This is a genomic window from Pedobacter psychrodurus, from assembly GCF_004331735.1.
Lineage (GTDB): Bacteria > Bacteroidota > Bacteroidia > Sphingobacteriales > Sphingobacteriaceae > Pedobacter > Pedobacter psychrodurus.
In genome coordinates, this window is sequence record NZ_SJSO01000001.1 from 56,646 (window position 1) to 76,450 (window position 19,805).

Genomic DNA, 19,805 nt, shown 5'->3' on the forward strand with positions numbered 1-19,805 from the left:
GGAATCATCCAAAGCAACGCATTAAGACAGTTTGATTAAGAACTTTTCTGGCTTATTCATCATGTATACCAATAACTTTGCAACTTCCTCTGCTTGATCATTTAACATATTAAATTCATCCTCAGAAATGTAACTACAGGCCAGAGCGAATTCTAGCCAAGTTTGAGTTTCACCGTTTTCAGTATCAGCATCAGAAAGCTTACTAACAAAATGGTTTGGATATTTCCTTTTTCTATAAGCCTCTGCCAAGTTCGCGCAAACACTTCTTGAGCATCTTCTGATCTGATCTGTTAAACTATATTTTTCTTCTGATGGAAACCTTTTAGAGATATGGAATATTTCCATTGAAAGTTTAAATCCTTTCTGATAAGCCAATAAATCCTTAATTGTTCCCATAACTAAATATAAGAACATTCAATTGCATTATTTAGTCAATTTTTAGAATTCCCACGCTGAAAACTCACAGCTCCGGTCTGGGACATGCAAGGAAGCTCCCAACTCTAAACTCCCGCCTCCAAACTTAACTCATCCCAATACTCCACAGCTCTCCTATAATGCGGAATTACAATGCTACCACCTACAAGGTTAGCGATCATGAAAATTTCGTTCATTTCGTCGCTGTTTACGCCTGCATCAAAACATTTGCCTAAGTGGTATTTAATGCAATCATCACAGCGTAAAACCATCGAGGCTACCAGGCCCAGCATTTCTTTCGTTTTAACATCTAAGGCTCCATCTGCATAAGAAGTGGTATCAAGCGCGAAAAACCGTTTGATGTTTGTATTCGCCGTTTCCATAATCCTATCGTTCATTTTTTCACGATAGCCATTAAATTCTTCTACTAACTTTCCCATGTTTATTTATTGAGTGAATGATTTTTGAATGAGAGAATGATGTTAATTCTTAAAACTATAAAATTAATCAAGGTTTATTTCTTCCAAAGGATTCCAGAATACCTTTTTAAAGTTAACAACCTTATCGTTCTTTACTTCAACCCCTTCTTTCTTTAATAACTCTTCCATTAATTCTGGTGGCTTGAAATGAAACTTTCCGGTAAGTAAACCGCTACTGTTTACCACGCGGTGTGCTGGAACATTCGGGTGAGCCGTTCCGGCATAAAGCATGGCATGCCCCACCATTCTTGATGATTTTGCTGCACCTAAAGTTTTCGCGATAGCTCCATAAGAGGTAACCCTTCCTTTCGGGATTAACCGGGCAATCTCATAAACCTGTTCGTAAAAGTTGGTATCCATTATTCAAAAGAAAATTGAATATAATTAATATTTTTATCGTGTAGCAAGTATTTTTTCTCGTAATAGGTTTTGATCGACAATACCTCATCAACCAGATCAGAAGTATACAAATGATCTGTATTTTTATGTACAGGTAATCCTAATTCTGCCACCTTTTCGCAAGTATAAGCATACAATTGATCATTGTCGGTTTTCAGATTAACGTTACCACCTGGTTTTAAAACAAGTTTATAACGGTTCAGGAATGCTGGAAAAGTCAACCGTTTTTTCTCACGGCTATCCTGTGGCTGCGGATCAGGGAAAGTGATCCAGATTTCATCAATTTCTCCTTCATTAAAATAATCCAGTAAGTTTTCAATCTGGATTCTTAAAAAAGCAACGTTGTTAATCCCATCTTCGATTGCTGTTTTGGCACCACGCCAAATGCGGTTACCTTTATAATCAATCCCGATAAAATTCTTTTCAGGGAACAACCGGGCTAAATTTACCGAATATTCGCCTTTTCCACATGCCAGCTCGAGCACGATAGGGTTTGCATTTTTAAAATGTGCTGAAGCCCAGTTTCCCTTTAAGACTTTTCCTTCTTCTAATTGATATACGTTTGCAAATGTTTCGATCTCTGCAAAACGCCTAAGTTTATCTTTACCCAAAAGTTTTTTTCTGCAAAAATACAATTAAATCAATAATCGAAGTTTCTTTTGCCAGAAAGATTAATGCCTTTCTTATTAAGGAATCGTATTTTTGTAACCTATAAAAAATACCGTGGAAAAAAACGCTAAAATATATGTTGCAGGCCATCGTGGCATGGTGGGTTCGGCCATTTACCGCAAACTGCAAAAAGAGGGTTACGAGCATATTATAACTAAAACTTCGAGCGAATTAGATTTACGCAACCAACAGGCCGTTACAGATTTCTTTGCTGAAGAAAAACCAGATTATGTATTTCTTGCTGCGGCAAAAGTAGGAGGCATTGTGGCCAATAATACTTACCGGGCCGATTTCCTTTACGAGAATTTAGCCATACAAAATAATGTGATCCACAATGCTTATGCAAATGGCGTTAAGAAACTGATGTTTTTGGGCTCGAGTTGCATTTACCCTAAAATGGCTCCACAGCCTTTGAAAGAAGATTACCTTTTAACCGGAACTTTAGAGCACACCAACGAGCCTTATGCCATTGCAAAAATTGCGGGGATCAAAATGTGCGATGCTTACCGCGATCAGTATGGTTGTAATTTTATTTCAGTAATGCCTACCAATTTGTATGGTTTTAACGATAATTACCATCCTCAAAACTCACATGTTTTGCCTGCTTTGATCCGTAAAGTGCACGAAGCAAAAGCGAATAACGAAAAAGAGATTGTGGTTTGGGGATCAGGATCACCCATGCGCGAATTTTTGTTTGCAGATGATTTAGCCGATGCCTGTTATTTCTTGATGCAAAACTACAACGAGCCACATTTGATCAACGTGGGTACCGGACACGATTTAACCATTAAAGATTTAGCCTTATTAATTAAAGACGTATTGGGATTTGAAGGCAAATTGGTATTCGATGCCAGCAAACCCGATGGAACACCACGTAAATTGATGGATGTAAGCAAACTCCATAATATGGGATGGAAACATCACATAGAACTTCGCGAAGGTATTGCATTGGCTTATCAGGATTTCGAAAGCAGATACTAGATGATTGAATGAGAGAAGGATTGAATGACAGAATGCTTTAGTAAACTTTCATTCAATCACTCATTAATTTTCTCATTCAATAATTTTATATAGTTAGAATTTATATATTTGAAAATATAAATCAATTTTACCTATATGACTTTAGTCCAGCTAGAATATATCGTTGCTGTAGATACTTACAGAAGTTTTGTTACTGCCGCAGATAAATGTTTTGTAACGCAACCTACCTTAAGTATGCAAGTGCAAAAACTCGAGGAACTAATTAGCGTTAAAATTTTCGACAGGAGCAAACAACCTGTAAGCCCGACTGAAATTGGCACCCAGATTATTGCCCAGGCCAGAATTATTTTACAGGAAAGCGGAAAAATAAAAGAACTGATCAGCAGTCAGCAGCAGGATGTTCTAGGCGAGCTAAGAATAGGCGTAATCCCAACTGTTGCACCATACCTGCTCCCCGAAGTAATCTCTGCCATGCTGGATAGATATCCTGAATTAAAGCTTTTAATCTGGGAATATACCACCGAAGATATTATTCACCACCTAAAAACAGGTGTACTGGATTGCGGTATTCTAGCCACACCACTTACCGACCCGAACATTACAGAAACCCCATTATATTACGAAAACTTTGTAAGTTACATCAGCAAAAACAGCAAACTTTACAAAAAGAAGGCGGTTGATGCTGAAGATCTAAACGACGAAAACATTTGGCTTTTAAACGAAGGCCACTGTATGCGAAACCAGGTTTTGAATATTTGCAGATCAACAAAAAATAACAGGTTACAAGGCTTAGAGTACAATACAGGCAGTGTAGAAACCTTGGTTAGGATGGTCGATTTAAATGGTGGAGCGACATTATTGCCTGAATTGGCCATAGCCGAATTAAACGCAAAACAAACCAGCAAAATCCGTCACTTTAAATCTCCAGAGCCGGTGCGCGAGATCAGCCTGGTAACACACAAAAACTTTATTAAAAAACGGATGCTTAATGCTTTAAAAGATGAGATTTTAGAAATTATCCCAAAAGCAATGAAGCAAAAAAAGAAAAAAGATATTGTTGGGATATAATTTGCAGCTTGCTTCTCGATCGTCATTTCGAGCGGAGTGCAACGTAGTCGAGAAATCTATCTCGAGAGCACTTTTGATTAGATCTCTCCATTGCGCTGCGCTTCAGTCGAGATGACGACTTTTCTATAAAATTTATTATTTCACAGCCTCGGAAACTAATCCCTTGTTTTTATCTACATGATCAGCCAGCTTATAGCCTGATACGGCAGGATTTTTATCTTCTAAAAAGATCAAAATAATTAATGAAATAATGGGGATTAAAAAGGAAATTAAAAACCAGAACCAAAAATTCCGGCCTGTTCGCTTTGCCAAAAAACCTGCAAGTAACTGTGGCGACAATAGTAGTCCGAGTACAATAGTGCCCACGATTATCTCTGGCATTTGTTATTGATTTAATCGATTACAAAACCGCTAGCTCGCTTAATAAAATATTACTGATTTTGTTTTTGTACAGGGGGTGCAGATAGCAATCCTTTAATATCGCTCTCAACTTCTTCTTCCTCGCCTTTTTTCTTCTTCTTGTTTTTTGCTTTTAAGCCTTTACCACTTAAGCGTTCTTCAATGATTTTATCATATTCGGTTTGTTGCTCTGGTCTTAAAACATTCCGGATATTTTTTGAGGTTTCGTTCTGCAGTTTATAGAATTTGTCTACATCTTCCTCACGGGAGTTGCCAGCTTGTTGCCTTTTAATTAAATCTGCCTGTTCTTTAGCCTGGCTAAAAGTAAAACTATAGATTACGCTTTTTTGCGTGCCATTCAGTTTTAATCGCTTGTCCAGATCTTCTACATTCTTTTGCGCAATTTCTGAAGGGGTGGGTACTTTATTTTGCTGTGCACGCACCAATCCATTTACACCAACAATAACTAAAAATAAAATTACAAGCCTTTTCATTTTGAACATTTTAGGTCTGCGAAGTTACTTAATTATCTTAAAACAAGAAAGTCCCGATTTACACCGAGACTTTCTAAAATTTTATTGGATGTTTAGCTTACAAAGCTTTTTTGTAAAGTTCAGCAACTGCATCCCAATTCACTACATTCCAAATTGCCGCTAAATAATCAGGGCGTTTGTTCTGGTATTTTAAGTAATATGCATGCTCCCAAACGTCGATACCTAAAATTGGTGTTCCTTTAACTTCAGCAACATCCATTAAAGGGTTATCTTGGTTTGGCGTAGAAGAAACCTGAAGTTTTTTATCAGCACCTACTGATAACCAAGCCCAACCAGAACCAAAACGTGTAGCACCAGCTTCTTGTAGTTTAGTTTTAAGGTCAGCAAACGAACCAAAAGTTTCGTTAATTGCTTTAGCTAAATCGCCAGTTGGCTCACCACCTTTATTTGGGCCTAAAATGTTCCAGAATAAAGAGTGATTATAATGGCCACCACCATTGTTTCTAACAGCAGCAGGGAATTTTGAAATGTGTTTTACAATTTCTTCGATGCTCGAAGTCGCCTCTGGCTTACCTTCTAATGCTTTATTTAAGTTGGTAACGTAAGCCTGATGGTGTTTATCATGGTGGATTTCCATGGTAGTTTTATCAATATGCGGTTCTAATGCATCGGTTGCGTAGTGTAACGCAGGTAATTCAAAAGCCATAATGTTTTATGTTTAAAGATTTAAAAATGTTTCTGTAGCAAATATAACATTAGAACGTTAAGATTTGTTCATGTTATTATCATCAAATCGTTTTCTACGCATTGTTGTAAAGTTAAACTGGTTTAAAAGCTGTAAGGTTCAGTGCGATAGGTGGGATAACTTTGTGAAAAAATTGGTTGATGGTCAATGCGCCTTACCTCTTCTTCGCAAAGAAATTTTTCATCAGCGCCGCACATTCCTCTGCCATTATGCCTCCTTTTAATACCGTTTTAGGATGGAGCAGATTCGCATTTTTGGAAATAAATCCTCTTTTTTCTTCGCGGGCTCCATAAACAATGCGACCAATTTGTGTCCAATAACTTGCACCAGCACACATTACACAAGGTTCGATGGTTACATATAAGGTACAATCCCTTAAATATTTTCCGCCAATAGTTTGCGCCGCAGAGGTAAAAGCCTGCATTTCTGCATGTGCGGTAACATCATTAAAACGCTCAGTTAAATTGTAGCCACGACCAATAATCCTATTCTTGCTAACCACTATAGCACCGATTGGAATTTCATCATCTGCCAAAGCTTTTTTTGCTTCTTCCAAAGCCAATTTCATATAATGGATATCTTCTTCTTCAGGATCGGTATTTTCGAAATTGTAAAAACTCATGGAGCAAATATAGCGTAAGACATCCGAAGTTTCCAAGGGCAATGGGCTGGTAACACTTCGGATTTCTCTAAAGCCGATCGTGGAATGTTCTTTCTTTTTGTTTGAAGCGCAATGTTAGTGCTAATCGGCTGCTGCAGTCCTGCTTTTCATTCCTGCCGATGAAAAATCGGCATCCACTTCAATCAGGGCTATTGAACAAAGTCTGTGCTAATGGTGAACAAATAACGCGTAGACTTCCGATTTTCCAAAGGCAAGGGGCAGGCAAAACTTCGGAGGTCTACACGAGTTTACTGCCATTAGGCACTTTGCTTTGAACTGCTGCTAATACGATATCACCATTTTCATCGGCAAAGCCGGTAACTAAAAATTCGGACATGAACTTGCCGATCTGCTTTTTCGGAAAATTGATCACCCCAACAATCTGTTTTCCGGGTAATTCTTCTAATGTATAATGTTTGGTAATCTGTGCACTGCTCATTTTAATACCGAACTCACCAAAATCTACCTTTACTTTATAGGCTGGTTTTCTGGCTTCAGGAAATTCGATAGCCTCTAAAATGGTACCCACCCTCAATTCTACCTTTTCGAAATCATTCCAGGTAATCTCTTCCATAGTTTATTTTAATATATAGCTGGCAAAAATATAAATTATTAAATAATTCGATTGTAGTTAAATTAGAGTGAGAATTCAATTCAAACGGTTGCATTAAATTAAACAGATTTTATAAAAAATTTGCGTTTTATATTTTTCCAACTATCTTTATGCAACCGTTTGCATAACCGAATATTAAAATAGCTTAAAACCATGTATTTATTAGGGATTGATTTAGGAACCTCGTCTATAAAAGTTGCAGTTGTTGACGTGGCTACACAGAAAAACATTGCTACAGCACAATATCCGGAAGAGGAAACAGTTATCAAATCTTTGCAATCGGGCTGGGCAGAACAATCGCCTAATGATTGGTGGCAAAATGTTCAGCAGGCAATCCTCAAATTAAATTCAACAGGCTTATTTGATCCCAAAGAAATTAAAGCGATTGGTATTGCCTACCAAATGCACGGATTGGTTGTTGTAGATAAAAACCAACAGATACTGCGCGATAGTATTATTTGGTGCGATAGCAGAGCAGTCGAGCTAGGCAATAGTGCTTTTGATGCAATTGGAAAAGAAAAATCGTTAAAACATTTATTAAACTCTCCCGGCAACTTTACTGCATCAAAACTGGCTTGGGTAAAAGCAAACGAGCCAGACGTGTATAGCCACATCGATAAAATGATGCTGCCAGGCGATTTCATCGCCATGAAATTAACTGGAGCAATTACAACAAGTATTTCGGCACTATCTGAAGGCATTTTTTGGGATTTTGAAAATCATGAAATCTCTAAAGATGTAATGGATTATTATGGCATTTCGGGCAACCTTATCCCAACCATGAAACCTTTATTTTCGGAACATGGATATTTAAAAGCTGATATTGCCTATTCTTTAGGTCTACCAAGCGGCATTCCTGTTGCCTATAAATCTGGCGATCAGCCCAACAATGCGCTTTCTTTAAATGTATTAAAACCTGGAGAGGTTGCCGCAACAGCCGGAACATCAGGGGTGATTTATGGGGTGAGTGATGGCCTTACTTACGATAAACAATCGAGAGTAAACACCTTTGCGCATGTTACCTACTCAGAAGAGAAAAAACATACCGGCGTTTTACTTTGCATCAATGGCACCGGTAGCATGTACCGTTGGGCAAAACATAATTTCGCACCTAAAGCTACTTACGCAGAACTCAACAACCTGGCATCAAAAGCACCAATAGGTAGTAATGGCTTAAAAGTGCTTCCCTTCGGAAACGGTGCCGAGCGGATGTTAAACAACAAATATACCGGAGCCCAATTGTTGGGTATCGACTTAAATCTCCACGATCAATCAGCTATTTTTAGGGCAGTACAAGAAGGAATTGCCTTTTCTTTCCGCTATGGACTAGATATTATGAGAGAAAACGGCATGAAACCTAAAGTAATCCGTGCTGGAAGGGCCAACCTATTTTTAAGCGATGTATTCGCGCAAACTTTTGTTGACGTTACGGGCATTCCGGTAGAACTTTATGAAAACGACGGCAGTGTTGGCGCGGCCTTAGGTGCCGGGATAGGTGCTGGGATTTTTAAAAGTGCAGAAGAAGCTTTTAGCAACCACCAAGTAATTAAAACTTTAATACCGCAACATTCGGCAGTATATGAACCAATTTATCAGGATTGGAAAAAAATATTAATCAAATCATTATAAAATAAGAACCACAAAATAATTATCATGACAAAAGTAGTAACAGGAGCAAAGGAATTTTTCAAAGGCATTGAGCAAATCAAGTTTGAAGGCCTGGAAAGCGATAATCCATTAGCATTTAGATGGTATGACGCCAACAAAGTTGTAGCGGGCAAAACCATGAACGAACACTTTAAATTTGCCTGTGCCTATTGGCATTCGTTCAATGGCAATGGTGCCGATCCCTTTGGAGGCGCAACACACATTTTCCCTTGGGATGAAAAGAAAGATGCAGTAGAAAGGGCAAAAGATAAAATGGACGCAGCCTTTGAATTTATCACCAAAATGCAGATCCCATATTATTGTTTCCATGATGTGGATGTGGTAGATTATGGCGACGATATTGCCGAAAACGAACGCAGGTTACAGGCCCTAGTTGAATATGCCAAGCAAAAACAAGCAGATAGCGGCGTAAAACTGTTATGGGGAACAGCCAATTTATTCAGCCATAAGCGCTACATGAATGGTGCATCTACCAATCCCGATTTCCATGTGTTGGCACACGGAGCTGCGCAGGTTAAAGCAGCTTTGGATGCAACCATTGCCCTTGGTGGCGAAAATTATGTTTTCTGGGGAGGAAGAGAAGGCTACATGAGCTTATTGAACACCAATATGAAACGCGAGCAGGAGCACCTGGCAAAATTCTTACATACCGCTAAAGATTATGCACGTAAACAGGGTTTCAAGGGAACATTCTTCATTGAACCGAAGCCATGCGAACCCTCTAAACACCAATATGATTACGATGCCGCTACAGTAAAAGGATTTTTACAACAATACGATCTGTTGGCCGATTTCAAATTAAATTTAGAAGTTAACCATGCGACCTTAGCTGGACATACTTTCCAGCACGAGTTACAGGTTGCTGTAGATAATGGCTTATTAGGTTCTATTGATGCAAACCGTGGCGATTACCAAAATGGCTGGGATACCGATCAGTTCCCGAACGATATTAATGAACTAACAGAAATCATGTTAATCATTTTAGAAGGTGGTGGTTTGCAAGGTGGAGGTGTAAACTTCGATGCGAAAATCCGCCGTAACTCTACTGACCCGAAAGACTTATTCTATGCGCATGTAGGCGGCATGGACATCTTCGCAAGGGCATTAATTACTGCAGATGCCATTCTTCAAAAATCTGATTACAAAAAAGTGAGGACAGACCGTTACGCTTCATTTGATAACGGAAAGGGCGCCGAATTTGAACAAGGTAAACTAAGTTTAGAAGATTTAAGAAACTATGCAGCAGAAAACGGCGAACCAGAGGTACGCAGTGGGAAGCAAGAATATTTAGAAAATTTGATCAATAGGTATATTTAAATCTATTTTTATAAAATGTAATTCTCCCTGGCCTGTGTCCTCACAGGCTACTAGCATTTGATTTAATTAAAATGGTCTGTGGAGATACAGACCATTGATGATACGGCGCTTAATTTTCTACAAGTTTAAAAGATTTCTCCGCTGCTTTGCAGTCGAAATGACGATAAACTTAGTTAGTCTTAGCTCAACAACCTTCAATTTGAAGGGAGGCCAAATTAATAAACGTCACTTTAACACTTTTTAATTCAAAAAAAAGCGAAGATTAATTTATGATTTTACTACATTTAGATTTCTAAACCAAATAACCGCTATTATATTAATGAAAAACAACTTATTGGACACGAAGGATTACATTGTATTTGCAATCTACTTCGTTATTGTGGCTGCTTACGGTCTGTACATCTACAATAAGAAAAAATCCGCATCCACAGGCTCAAAAGATTATTTCTTAGCTGAAGGTTCACTTACCTGGTGGGCAATTGGTGCATCTTTAATTGCATCTAATATTTCTGCAGAGCAGTTTATCGGCATGAGCGGATCGGGCTTTAAGATGGGACTGGCAATTGCAACTTACGAGTGGATGGCTGCCCTTACGCTGGTTATTGTTGCTGTTTTTTTTATTCCGGTTTACCTGAAGAACAAAATTGCTACAATGCCTCAGTTCTTGCACCAACGCTACAATGGAACAGTGGCCATGATTATGGCTGTATTCTGGTTGTTATTGTACGTAGTGGTAAACTTAACTTCAATCCTTTATTTAGGTGCTTTAGCTGTTAGCAGTATCTCTGGATTCGATTTAACTTTCTGTATGTATGCCATTGCAGCTTTTGCCATTGTAATTACACTAGGTGGAATGAAAGTAATTGGTTATACCGATGTTATTCAGGTATTTTTCTTAATTCTGGGTGGTTTGGCCACAACATACCTGGCATTAAACCTGGTTTCTACCCATTACGGAACCTCAGGTATCTTAGAAGGTTATAGCCTGATGACTTCCAAAGCATCAGAACACTTCCATATGATTTTAAAACCGGAGAATGAGAATTACATTGATTTACCAGGATTAAGCGTATTAGTAGGTGGTATGTGGATTGTAAACCTTAACTATTGGGGCTGTAACCAATACATCACCCAACGCGCTTTAGGCGCAGATTTAAAAACTGCCCGTGGCGGTATTTTGTTTGCTGCATTCTTAAAGTTATTAATGCCAATTATTGTGGTATTGCCAGGTATTGCTGCTTACGTATTATATAAAGATGGTGCTTTCCAATCGGAGATGTTGCAGGATGGATCTGTTAATCCAGACCGTGCCTACCCGGTATTGTTAAACTTATTACCCGCCGGATTAAAAGGTTTATCATTTGCAGCGCTAACCGCAGCAGTTGTAGCCTCATTAGCCGGTAAAGCAAACAGTATTGCAACCATTTTTACGTTAGATATTTATAAAAAAGTATTAAAAACCGATGCTTCTGAAAAGAACCTCGTTTTTACAGGTAAAATTGCCGTAGTTGTTGCCATGGTATTGGGTGTTATCATTGCACCATACTTAGGTATCGATAAAAAAGGTGGTTTCCAATATATCCAAGAATATACAGGTTTTGTATCTCCAGGTATTTTTGCCATGTTCATTCTTGGTTTCTTCTGGAAAAGAGCAACCTCAAATGCAGCACTTTTCGCAACAATTGGTGGTTTCGGATTATCGTTATTATTAAAGGTTCTTCCAACATGGACCGATCTTTCCTGGATGTCGGGAGTGGGCTTCTCGGTTAAAAATGCAGTGGGTATTTACGAAATCCCTTTCTTAGATAGAATGGGTATTGTATTCGTATTCTGTATTATCGGTATGGTAATTATCAGCTTGTTCGAAAACAAAAATGGTGTTAATCCAAAAGGTCTGGAAATCGATTCAAAAATGTTCAAAACCACAACAGGCTTTGCTGTTGGTTCGTTAATTATTATCGGTTTATTGGTAGCCCTTTACAGCATATACTGGTAGGAGATATCTTTTTATTATAATTTCAAAAGCTTTTCTGGAAACGGGAAAGCTTTTTTGTTTTAACCAAATCCGGAATATAGTAATGCTATTTTTTTGGGGAAAGCAGATACAGCAACATTAGGGAATGATAGTCCTGCTCTCCGTTACTTCCGATGCTAATTTAGTGCCGATTTATCGGTAAAGGATCAGAACCACTCCGATCAGGTTTAGGTGGCTTGGAGTGCTACTATTTGTGGTTATAACCGAGAAAAGAAACTTTTTGGATGATGCAGTTTACCTTGAATAGTAGCAAAGGCATTTCTAAATTAGCCCTGATTGAAGTGAAAGCCCGCATCCCGATTTTTCATCGGGAGAGGACTTAAAACGAAAACAGGACAGCTGTAATCGACTAGTACTGCAATTGCGCTTCAAGAAAAAAATATTTTAAAACGCTAGGCTTTCAATCTAACAATCGTATAAGCTATTTATCTATACCATTGGTTTAGTTCGTGGAGACACAAACCAAGGCGTTTAAGCTTTTCTGGAAACGGGAAAGCTTTTTTGTTTTAACAGAACCCGGAATATAATAATGCTATTTTTTTGGAAAGCAAGTGCAGTAACTTTAGGTGAGGTTAGTCCTGCTCTCCTTTACTTCCGATGCTAATTTAGTGCCGATTTATCGGTAAAGGATCAGAACCACTCCGATCAGGTTTAGGTGGCTTGGACAGTGCTACTATTTGTGGTTATAACCGGAGAAAAGAAACTTTTTGGATGATGCTGTTTTACTTTCAATAGTAGTAAAGCACGTTATAAACTAGCCCTGATTGACGTGAAAAGCACGCATCCCGATTTTTCATCGGGAGAGGACTTGAAACGAAATGAGCCGGACTGCTGTAATCGACTAGTACTGCAATTGCGCTTCAAGAAAAAACTATTTAAAACGCTAGGCTTTCAATCTAACAATCGTATAAGCTATTTATCTATACCATTGGTTTAGTTCGTGGAGACACGAACCAAGGCGTTTGCTAAATATGTTCTTGAACGGTTACTGCGAACAAGGTCCGTCAGGAATTTCTTTGCTTATTTTAAGTACTTTCATGACCACTAAGGTAGAATCGAAATCAGGGGAAACTGTTGCGGTATCAGATTTCGCAAAATAACCTTCTAATTCTACATATACTGGCTCATAAGGCTTTTCGAAGCCTAGGTTGCTATAAGAGAGTTCTAAGTTTTTTACACTGTCTGTAACCCAATACTCGCGCCCATCTTCACATAAGGTAAAAGACTTCATTTCAGGGCCAAAACTATACAAACCTTTAACCGTTTTCAGATTACTCTTTTCTCCCTCGGCTTTATCGTTCCTATTACAAGCTGTAACAGCTACGCCAAGGAGCACAACAAATACAATTGCTTGTTTAAATAACTTCATTTTATATGGTTTGATTAATTTGATCTATCTTTTTAACACTTAAATTGGATGACAAAGCAGATGCCAAAAATGAGAAGATACCTACTGTAACAAAAACTAAAACAAAATCTTTCCATTTTAATCCGATTGGATAAGAACTTACCAGCGTTTTGTTTACTTCATCGCCCATTTTGATAAAACCATACGTGTGCTGAAAATAATAAAATATGAGACCAATGATTAAGCCCAACACACAGCCAGACATGGTGATCATCATGCCCTCAAATAAAAATATACGTTTGATTAATTTCTTGCCTGCGCCTAAACTGCTCAGAATGGCTACATCCTTTACCTTATCGATTACTAACATGGTTAACGACCCTATGATATTAAATATAGCAATAATCAGGATAAAAGTAAGAATAATATATACGGCCCATTTTTCGGTATTTAAAATGTGGTAGAGTGATTTATTTTGCTCAGCCTGATTTCTGACTTCGTAATCTTTACCTGCTTTTTCAATTACTTCTTTCTGAAAATCATCTACATCAATACCTGGCTGGAGATTGATCTCTATTGCAGACACTTTTTTATCTTCGCCCAAAAGTTCGCGGGCAAAACTCAATGGTACAATAATACCGTTGTCGAAATCTTGTTGTACTTCAAAAACACCGCTTACCCGAATGTTCTTCACCACAAAATCGTCAGCCGGATTTAAGCTATTCGCAGAAATATCTTTCTTTGGCGAATAAATTTCTAACTCCGTAAAGGGATCAACCGTGTTTACGGCTAAATAACTTTGTAAGGCAGAACCGATTACCGCATTATCACCGCTTCTGTTGTGCAGTATAAAACGCCCCTCTTTTATGGTACTATCAAGTTTAGTGTTTTTCAAATAATCTAAACTTACCCCCTTAACCATTCCAACAGCTTGTTTGTTGTTATATTTTAGTAGGGCATTTTCTTGCAGCACCTCAGTAAAAGCTGCAACATCTTTATTTTTTCTGAGCGCATTAAAATAGCTTGTGTTTGGATCAAAGGTTTTTCCTTTAGCCGGGGTAATGGCAATCTGCGGGGTAATGGTATCGAACATATTTAGCACCACTGTTTCTAAACCGTTAAATACCGAAAGGATAATAATCAATGCTGCGCTACCAACCATTACACCTACCATCGATATGCCCGATATCAGGTTAATGGCATTGGTAGATTTTTTGGCGAAAAGATACCTTTTGGCAATATAAAACGATGTATTCACAGCGGCAAAGATAGTTAAAATGTAAGATGGAATACCACCATCATCCCTTTTACATCATCCATCTTACCTTAAAAAAATGGGTTATGTTGTTTTTCAAAACCAATACTTGTGGCTGGTCCATGGCCAGGATAAACTTTGGTTTCATCAGGTAAGACAAACAGTTTATCGGAAATGTTTTGGATTAACTGCTGATGATTACCTCCTGGCAGGTCAGTACGACCAATACTTCCATAAAAAAGTACATCACCACCTACTAAAATATGATCGGCCGCGCTGTAAAAACACAGGTGCGCTGGCGAATGCCCAGGCGCAAAAATTAAGGTAAGTGTGCTATTGCCAAAAGAAATAGTCCCTGTTTCGGGCAAAAAGGTATCAGGCAAGGGAGATATATCATAACGGGTAAAACCCATTGATGGAGCATAACCAGGAACCGCATTTAAAATGGGTAATTCACCCTCATGAAACTGTGGTTTTAAGCCATAGGTTTCGAACACAAATTTATTGCCGAAAACATGATCGAGATGACAATGTGTATTGAGCAATAAGACCGGTTTTAAGCGTTCATTTTTAATGAAAGCTGCCAATTCATTTTGTTCAAAACCCTCGTACATGCCCGGATCGATAATGATACATTCTTTGGTTTCATCGTAAAGCACATAGGTATTTTCGCTGTAAGCGTTAAAAGTGAAGGTTTTTATTGTAATCATAAGTTTTAGAAAAATCCTGTTTCAGGAGTAGGCTGACAAATAATAAATTAATTTTTCCACCTAAAGGTAGAAATCAAGGTATCGATATCCTTTTTAATAAATTTAACAACGGGTTCAATAGAATCGTATTGTGGGCGTTCATTAAAATATAAAGCTCCTCTAAAATAATGTTTAGCGCTATCGGTTAAAAAAAACTGAACAGAAGAAGCCGTATTCCCTTCAATGGCGTAATAAATGCCATAAACTTTGTGATCAGGGTAATTAATCAGCTTTTGATCAATTGCGCTTGCTTTTATCGTATGTTTAAAGGCAAGTTTTCGGGCATCTTCTACCATTTCATCATATTCACCTTTACCCGAAACATCGTAATAAGTTAAATGCAAAAAGCCATTAAACTGTTTAAAGTGTAAATTGTACCAGTTTTTTTGGGCATCGCGGCTTTGATCTTGTTCTACCACAGCATAAGTAGGATATTTGAAAGTAAAAGGAACAGGCTTGGTAAATGTTATGTAGTCTTTTTTAGGAAATACAATCCTGAAATAAGCTTTTGGCTTTGGACTATAATCGTGGTTCTGGCAAGCTGTTATGAACAAAAGCAGTACAAAGGGTAAAAGAAGAATCAATTGTTTTAATTTCATAACATTCTATCAAAGATTGCCTGCCTGCTGCAGGCGGGCTTCGTCGTTCCTCCTCGCAATGACGATAAGTTAAATTATTTATTCCAGATTGCCCAAGCTTTTTCTGCTTGTTTGTACAGCATTTCCAAACCGTTTTTAATCGCCGGACCACGTTCTGCAGCCTTAGCTAAAAATGCAGTCTCAAGCGGGTTGTACACTAAATCGTAAGCTAAATAACCCGGCCCAAGCAAACTGTAATCAATTTCTGGGAAAGTATCTACACTTGGCGACATGCCCAAGGGCGTGGTGTTGATCAACAACTGGTGTGAGGCTAAAATCTCTGGTGTAACTTCTGAATATAAAATAGCGCCGGGAACAGCCGTTCGTACTACAACCTGATATTGAATATTTAATTTTTCTAAAACATACTTTACCGCTTTTGCCGCACCACCATCGCCAAAAACAAGCGCTTTTGTATGTTGCGGTCCTAACAATGGTTTTAGGGATTCTTCAAAGCCATACGCATCGGTATTATAGCCTTTTAAATAGTTTTTACCTTCAAAATTTTTGATCGAAATACAATTTACAGCACCAATTTTTTCTGCAGCTTCATCCACTTCATTTAAATAGCAAAGTACGTTAACTTTATGCGGAATAGTTACATTAAGTCCACACAGTGAAGGGTTTTCACTCAGCAGATCGGGCAGTGATTTAATATCGGAAATAGGAAAAAGCTCATACTGATGATCGGTTATGCCCTCATTTTGAAATTTTTCTGTGAAATATTTTTTCGAGAAAGAATGAGAAAGTGGATATCCGATTAAGCCGTATGTTTTCATTTTCATATAAAAAGCAAACCTTACAGGTTTTTGAAACCTGTAAGGTTTATTTAACTATGCGCGTCGCAATAGCGAGTTGAGTTATTTTGTTTGGTTCAGGAAATAGTCAAAAGTATCTCCACGTAGTCCTAAGCGAATGGTTTCTAATGGAATTACTTCTGCCGGAGCAATATTACCCAAGTTTACATTGCTACCAATTAATTTAATAAACCAAACTTGCTGTTCTTTTTGAGGTGCTTCCCAAATAATGGTTTCTTCAGGAATCTGAGTTAAAATTTCATCAACCAATCCTTCACGTACTTCGCCGCTTCCACGGTAAATACCTACATTACCACCTTCGCGTGCTTCGGCAATTACTTTCCATGAACCCGCCTCAATTTCTGCCTGCATTAATTTAATCCATTTGTATGGGGCAAATATTTTTGCAGCATCTTTACTGCCGACCTCAGAAATAACCGTTACCTGTTTGGCAAGTTCGCGGATAAACTCACATTTTTTATCGTGCTCAATCTCGATAGAACCATCAGAAACTTCTGCATATTCCATTCCGTATTGATCTAAAATACGTTGATAATCTGAAAACTGATTACGGATGATAAAGGCTTCAAATAATGTTCCACCGAAATAGGTAGGAATGCCTGCACTTTTATATAAAGCTAATTTTTCTTTAAGGTTTGGTGTTACATGTGATGTTGCCCAACCTAATTTCACGATATCTGTATGTAAGCCGGCAACTTCAATAAAATCTTCAACCTGGCGAAGGCTTAATCCCTTATCCATAACCATCGTTAAGCCGTTTTGGCGTGGTTTAGCTGGACGTTCGGGAACGTTTAATAATGGATAATTCATATGCGTACAAAAGTGAAAAAAAATTTGAGATTTATTTGTTAAATTTTTCTCACAAGGTCATTACCTAATATATCTGTTTATAACGTTTAAAATGGCACTATTATCCTGCAATTGGGGCAAATATTCAAATAAAATATAATGTTTATCAGGGTCAGTTGTTAAAGCCGTTTCCAAATAGCCCAGCGCATCGCTATGATTTCCTAAGGCAAAAAGATAAGCCACCATTCGGTAGTACAGTTCTGCAGCTTCCGGATTATTCTTGATTGCCTCGGCCATCGTTTCTGACGCTTCGAGCAACTTTCCTTGTTCGTAAAGCACCGTACTAAAATCTAACCAAGCTTCAATATCTAAAGGATTAAACTCCAATACTTTTTCATAAGCTTCGATCGATTCATCAATCTGGCCTAATTTATAATAAGCATCGGCCATGGCGAACCAGAAATCAGGATTCTCGGCTTCTAAATCGATTGCTTTTTTATAAAAATGCAACGATTCGAAATAACGCTCTTCAAAATTCAGTGTAACCCCAATCCCAAACCAGGCATCTGCCATTTTAGGATCCATTTTTACCGATTTTTTATAATAAGAACGGGCTTCGTCCATTTTTTCCAGTTTCTCGTAACATTCGCCAATGGCACAATAAGTATCGGCATTAGGCTGTTCATATTCGAAAGTCTGTTTATAAACATCTATCGCCTCTTCATATTTATCGAGCTGAACCAGGGCATTGCCCTTATTGAAATATGCTGAACTAAAATCTTCCTTAATGAGGATCGCGTAATCATAAGCGTCGATCGCTTTTTCGAAAAGGTTCAACTTGTGGAAACTGTTGCCCAAATTGTACCAGGCCGCGTAAGAATACGGATCAGTATCGATGTATTGCTGATAAAACTTAATACTTTCTTCTTGTTTATCTAAAACATCGTAACAGAAAGCCAACTCATATAACCCATCCTGGTTCTCCATATTCTGCTCTAAACTGAGCTTAATATAGGTAATGGCGCTTTCATAATCGCTCATGCTCTGGTAAACATAAGCCATCTGCAATAAAATCTCATCGGTACTTTCGGCCAGCCCCAAAGCTTTTTCATAATTTTCCAAAGCCTCATCAAAACGTTCGGTATTTTGAAAAATATTACCGCGAAGCAAATAAATATCCGGTTCAGATGGTTCTAAAAGCTCGGCCTTTTGCAAAGCAATAAAAGCCTTTTCGTGGTTATTGGTTAAAATGTAAAGGTGCGCTTGTTTAATTAAAAACACTGTTGCATAAGGGTGTTGACTGATTGCAAAATCAACTACCTGCAAAGCTTTGACCGGATCATTTTTCTCAATGTAGAAATCCACAATGTATTCGAATGCCCCTGCATCGAAGAAATATTGATCCTGGTTCCGGAGCATTTCTTCGTAACGTTCTACCGAGCGTTGTGCATCTTCGTTGGATTCAAAAAAGAATTCTTCTTCCATATATTATACTATTAAAGAACCGTGCCAATTAGCAGAAAAATACATTATAAGTTTACAAGTTTTAATTATCCGTTTTCAAAATAATTATTAACATCAATCGGCCAAAACAGCGTAAATAGCTGACTATAAAGCGTATTGACTGTGATTAAGATGTGTGGATAATCGATAGATTTTTTGCAACATCGCGGTTCCTTTTCCCTTCTTTGACAAAAATACTATAAATTTATGGTATATACGTAATCAAGAAGTCATGAAAGGATTAGTCATTTTTGCCCTGTTTTTACTTTGTTTTACAACAAATGGCTTTGCACAAAGCGATGAAGAAAGTGCCGTCAAAAAAACCATTAACAACCTTTTCACCGGTATGAAAGATGGAGACAGCACTTTAACCAAAACCGCCTTTGCACCAGCAGCAATAATGCAAACCATAGCAAACAAAGAAGGTAAGGTGAGTATACGCACCGAATCGGTTAACGATTTTATTAAATTTATCGGCACTCCACACCAGGAAAAATACGATGAGCGTATTGTTTTTACCAAAATATTAATTGATGGTCCTTTGGCCTCCGTTTGGACGGACTATAAATTTTATCTGGGCGAAAAATTTAGTCATTGTGGGGTTAATTCCTTTCAGTTGGTAAAAGGAGATAAGGGTTGGCAAATTGTTTACATTATTGATACAAGGAGAAAGGATAAGTGCAACTAGTGATTTTTATGGATAAGTTATTATTGTTTTTTGGAAAGCAAAGCCTTTAGCTTGATTATTGTTAGTCGGGCTTTC

22 protein-coding genes are annotated in these 19,805 nt (G+C 37.9%); 6 read left to right on the forward strand and 16 right to left on the reverse strand.

The window, feature by feature from the left end; translation table 11 throughout:
- Positions 1–21: 21 nt before the first annotated feature.
- The 4 genes from EZ456_RS00265 to trmB all read right to left on the reverse strand — a co-directional run bounded on the left by EZ456_RS00265 (position 22) and on the right by trmB (position 1,903).
- Positions 22–396: a four helix bundle protein gene (locus EZ456_RS00265; protein WP_131526304.1), complete on the reverse strand. Its 375-nt coding sequence runs from the start codon at positions 394–396 to the stop codon at positions 22–24.
- Between the two features lie 104 nt (positions 397–500).
- Positions 501–854, reverse strand: a complete 354-nt coding sequence (locus tag EZ456_RS00270) for a carboxymuconolactone decarboxylase family protein (RefSeq protein ID WP_055902946.1) — start codon at positions 852–854, stop codon at positions 501–503.
- A 63-nt stretch (positions 855–917) separates the two neighbouring features.
- Positions 918–1,253, reverse strand: a complete 336-nt coding sequence (locus EZ456_RS00275) for an MGMT family protein (RefSeq protein ID WP_131526305.1) — start codon at positions 1,251–1,253, stop codon at positions 918–920.
- Positions 1,253–1,903: a tRNA (guanosine(46)-N7)-methyltransferase TrmB gene (gene trmB / locus EZ456_RS00280; protein ID WP_131526306.1), complete on the reverse strand. Its 651-nt coding sequence runs from the start codon at positions 1,901–1,903 to the stop codon at positions 1,253–1,255. The genes EZ456_RS00275 and trmB overlap by 1 nt, the downstream gene beginning before the upstream one ends.
- 112 nt (positions 1,904–2,015) lie before the next feature.
- On the opposite strand from trmB, the gene fcl reads away from it, so the two are divergent.
- Positions 2,016–2,942 carry a GDP-L-fucose synthase gene (gene fcl / locus EZ456_RS00285; RefSeq protein ID WP_131526307.1) on the forward strand — a complete coding sequence of 309 codons (927 nt, stop codon included), beginning with the start codon at positions 2,016–2,018 and terminating at the stop codon, positions 2,940–2,942.
- Between the two features lie 135 nt (positions 2,943–3,077).
- Positions 3,078–4,010, forward strand: coding sequence for a hydrogen peroxide-inducible genes activator (locus EZ456_RS00290; RefSeq protein WP_131526308.1), 933 nt, complete (start codon positions 3,078–3,080; stop codon positions 4,008–4,010).
- 135 nt (positions 4,011–4,145) lie between these two features.
- Here the strand turns inward: EZ456_RS00290 and EZ456_RS00295 are convergent, their stop codons facing one another.
- The 5 genes from EZ456_RS00295 to EZ456_RS00315 all read right to left on the reverse strand — a co-directional run bounded on the left by EZ456_RS00295 (position 4,146) and on the right by EZ456_RS00315 (position 6,883).
- Positions 4,146–4,391, reverse strand: a complete 246-nt coding sequence (locus tag EZ456_RS00295) for a hypothetical protein (protein ID WP_131526309.1) — start codon at positions 4,389–4,391, stop codon at positions 4,146–4,148.
- A gap of 50 nt (positions 4,392–4,441) precedes the next feature.
- Positions 4,442–4,903 (reverse strand): hypothetical protein, encoded by a 462-nt coding sequence (locus EZ456_RS00300; RefSeq protein ID WP_131526310.1) that lies wholly within the window; start codon positions 4,901–4,903, stop codon positions 4,442–4,444.
- Positions 4,904–5,000: 97 nt separating this feature from the next.
- Positions 5,001–5,609: a superoxide dismutase gene (locus EZ456_RS00305; protein ID WP_131526311.1), complete on the reverse strand. Its 609-nt coding sequence runs from the start codon at positions 5,607–5,609 to the stop codon at positions 5,001–5,003.
- A gap of 193 nt (positions 5,610–5,802) precedes the next feature.
- The gene (locus EZ456_RS00310) at positions 5,803–6,270 is read right to left on the reverse strand and encodes a nucleoside deaminase (protein WP_131526312.1); all 468 of its coding nucleotides are present in this window, start codon (positions 6,268–6,270) and stop codon (positions 5,803–5,805) included.
- Positions 6,271–6,547: 277 nt separating this feature from the next.
- Positions 6,548–6,883 (reverse strand): tRNA-binding protein, encoded by a 336-nt coding sequence (locus EZ456_RS00315; protein ID WP_131526313.1) that lies wholly within the window; start codon positions 6,881–6,883, stop codon positions 6,548–6,550.
- A gap of 192 nt (positions 6,884–7,075) precedes the next feature.
- Between EZ456_RS00315 and EZ456_RS00320 the strand changes: the two genes are divergently transcribed.
- From EZ456_RS00320 to EZ456_RS00330, 3 genes are all read left to right on the forward strand, one after another.
- Entirely contained in the window at positions 7,076–8,551 is a 1,476-nt protein-coding gene (locus EZ456_RS00320; protein ID WP_131526314.1) for a xylulokinase, read from the forward strand.
- 24 nt (positions 8,552–8,575) lie between these two features.
- Complete coding sequence (gene xylA / locus EZ456_RS00325) at positions 8,576–9,907, forward strand: xylose isomerase (RefSeq protein WP_131526315.1); 1,332 nt, start codon at positions 8,576–8,578, stop codon at positions 9,905–9,907.
- Positions 9,908–10,226: 319 nt separating this feature from the next.
- Positions 10,227–11,903, forward strand: coding sequence for a sodium/sugar symporter (locus EZ456_RS00330; RefSeq protein ID WP_131526316.1), 1,677 nt, complete (start codon positions 10,227–10,229; stop codon positions 11,901–11,903).
- A 1,024-nt stretch (positions 11,904–12,927) separates the two neighbouring features.
- Here EZ456_RS00330 and EZ456_RS00335 read toward each other — a convergent pair.
- From EZ456_RS00335 to EZ456_RS00365, 7 genes are all read right to left on the reverse strand, one after another.
- Positions 12,928–13,311 (reverse strand): hypothetical protein, encoded by a 384-nt coding sequence (locus tag EZ456_RS00335; protein ID WP_131526317.1) that lies wholly within the window; start codon positions 13,309–13,311, stop codon positions 12,928–12,930.
- A gap of 1 nt (position 13,312) precedes the next feature.
- Positions 13,313–14,548: an ABC transporter permease gene (locus EZ456_RS00340; protein ID WP_131526318.1), complete on the reverse strand. Its 1,236-nt coding sequence runs from the start codon at positions 14,546–14,548 to the stop codon at positions 13,313–13,315.
- 68 nt (positions 14,549–14,616) lie between these two features.
- On the reverse strand, positions 14,617–15,255 hold the full coding sequence (locus EZ456_RS00345) for an MBL fold metallo-hydrolase (protein ID WP_131526319.1): 639 nt from the start codon (positions 15,253–15,255) through the stop codon (positions 14,617–14,619).
- Between the two features lie 47 nt (positions 15,256–15,302).
- The gene (gene gldD, locus EZ456_RS00350; protein WP_131526320.1) at positions 15,303–15,893 is read right to left on the reverse strand and encodes a gliding motility lipoprotein GldD; all 591 of its coding nucleotides are present in this window, start codon (positions 15,891–15,893) and stop codon (positions 15,303–15,305) included.
- Positions 15,894–15,967: 74 nt separating this feature from the next.
- Positions 15,968–16,711, reverse strand: a complete 744-nt coding sequence (locus EZ456_RS00355; protein WP_131526321.1) for a shikimate dehydrogenase family protein — start codon at positions 16,709–16,711, stop codon at positions 15,968–15,970.
- An 81-nt stretch (positions 16,712–16,792) separates the two neighbouring features.
- The gene (locus EZ456_RS00360) at positions 16,793–17,560 is read right to left on the reverse strand and encodes a phosphosulfolactate synthase (protein WP_131526322.1); all 768 of its coding nucleotides are present in this window, start codon (positions 17,558–17,560) and stop codon (positions 16,793–16,795) included.
- A 60-nt stretch (positions 17,561–17,620) separates the two neighbouring features.
- The gene (locus EZ456_RS00365; RefSeq protein WP_131526323.1) at positions 17,621–19,024 is read right to left on the reverse strand and encodes a tetratricopeptide repeat protein; all 1,404 of its coding nucleotides are present in this window, start codon (positions 19,022–19,024) and stop codon (positions 17,621–17,623) included.
- Positions 19,025–19,274: 250 nt separating this feature from the next.
- On the opposite strand from EZ456_RS00365, the gene EZ456_RS00370 reads away from it, so the two are divergent.
- Entirely contained in the window at positions 19,275–19,730 is a 456-nt protein-coding gene (locus EZ456_RS00370) for a nuclear transport factor 2 family protein (RefSeq protein WP_131526324.1), read from the forward strand.
- Positions 19,731–19,805: the final 75 nt, after the last annotated feature.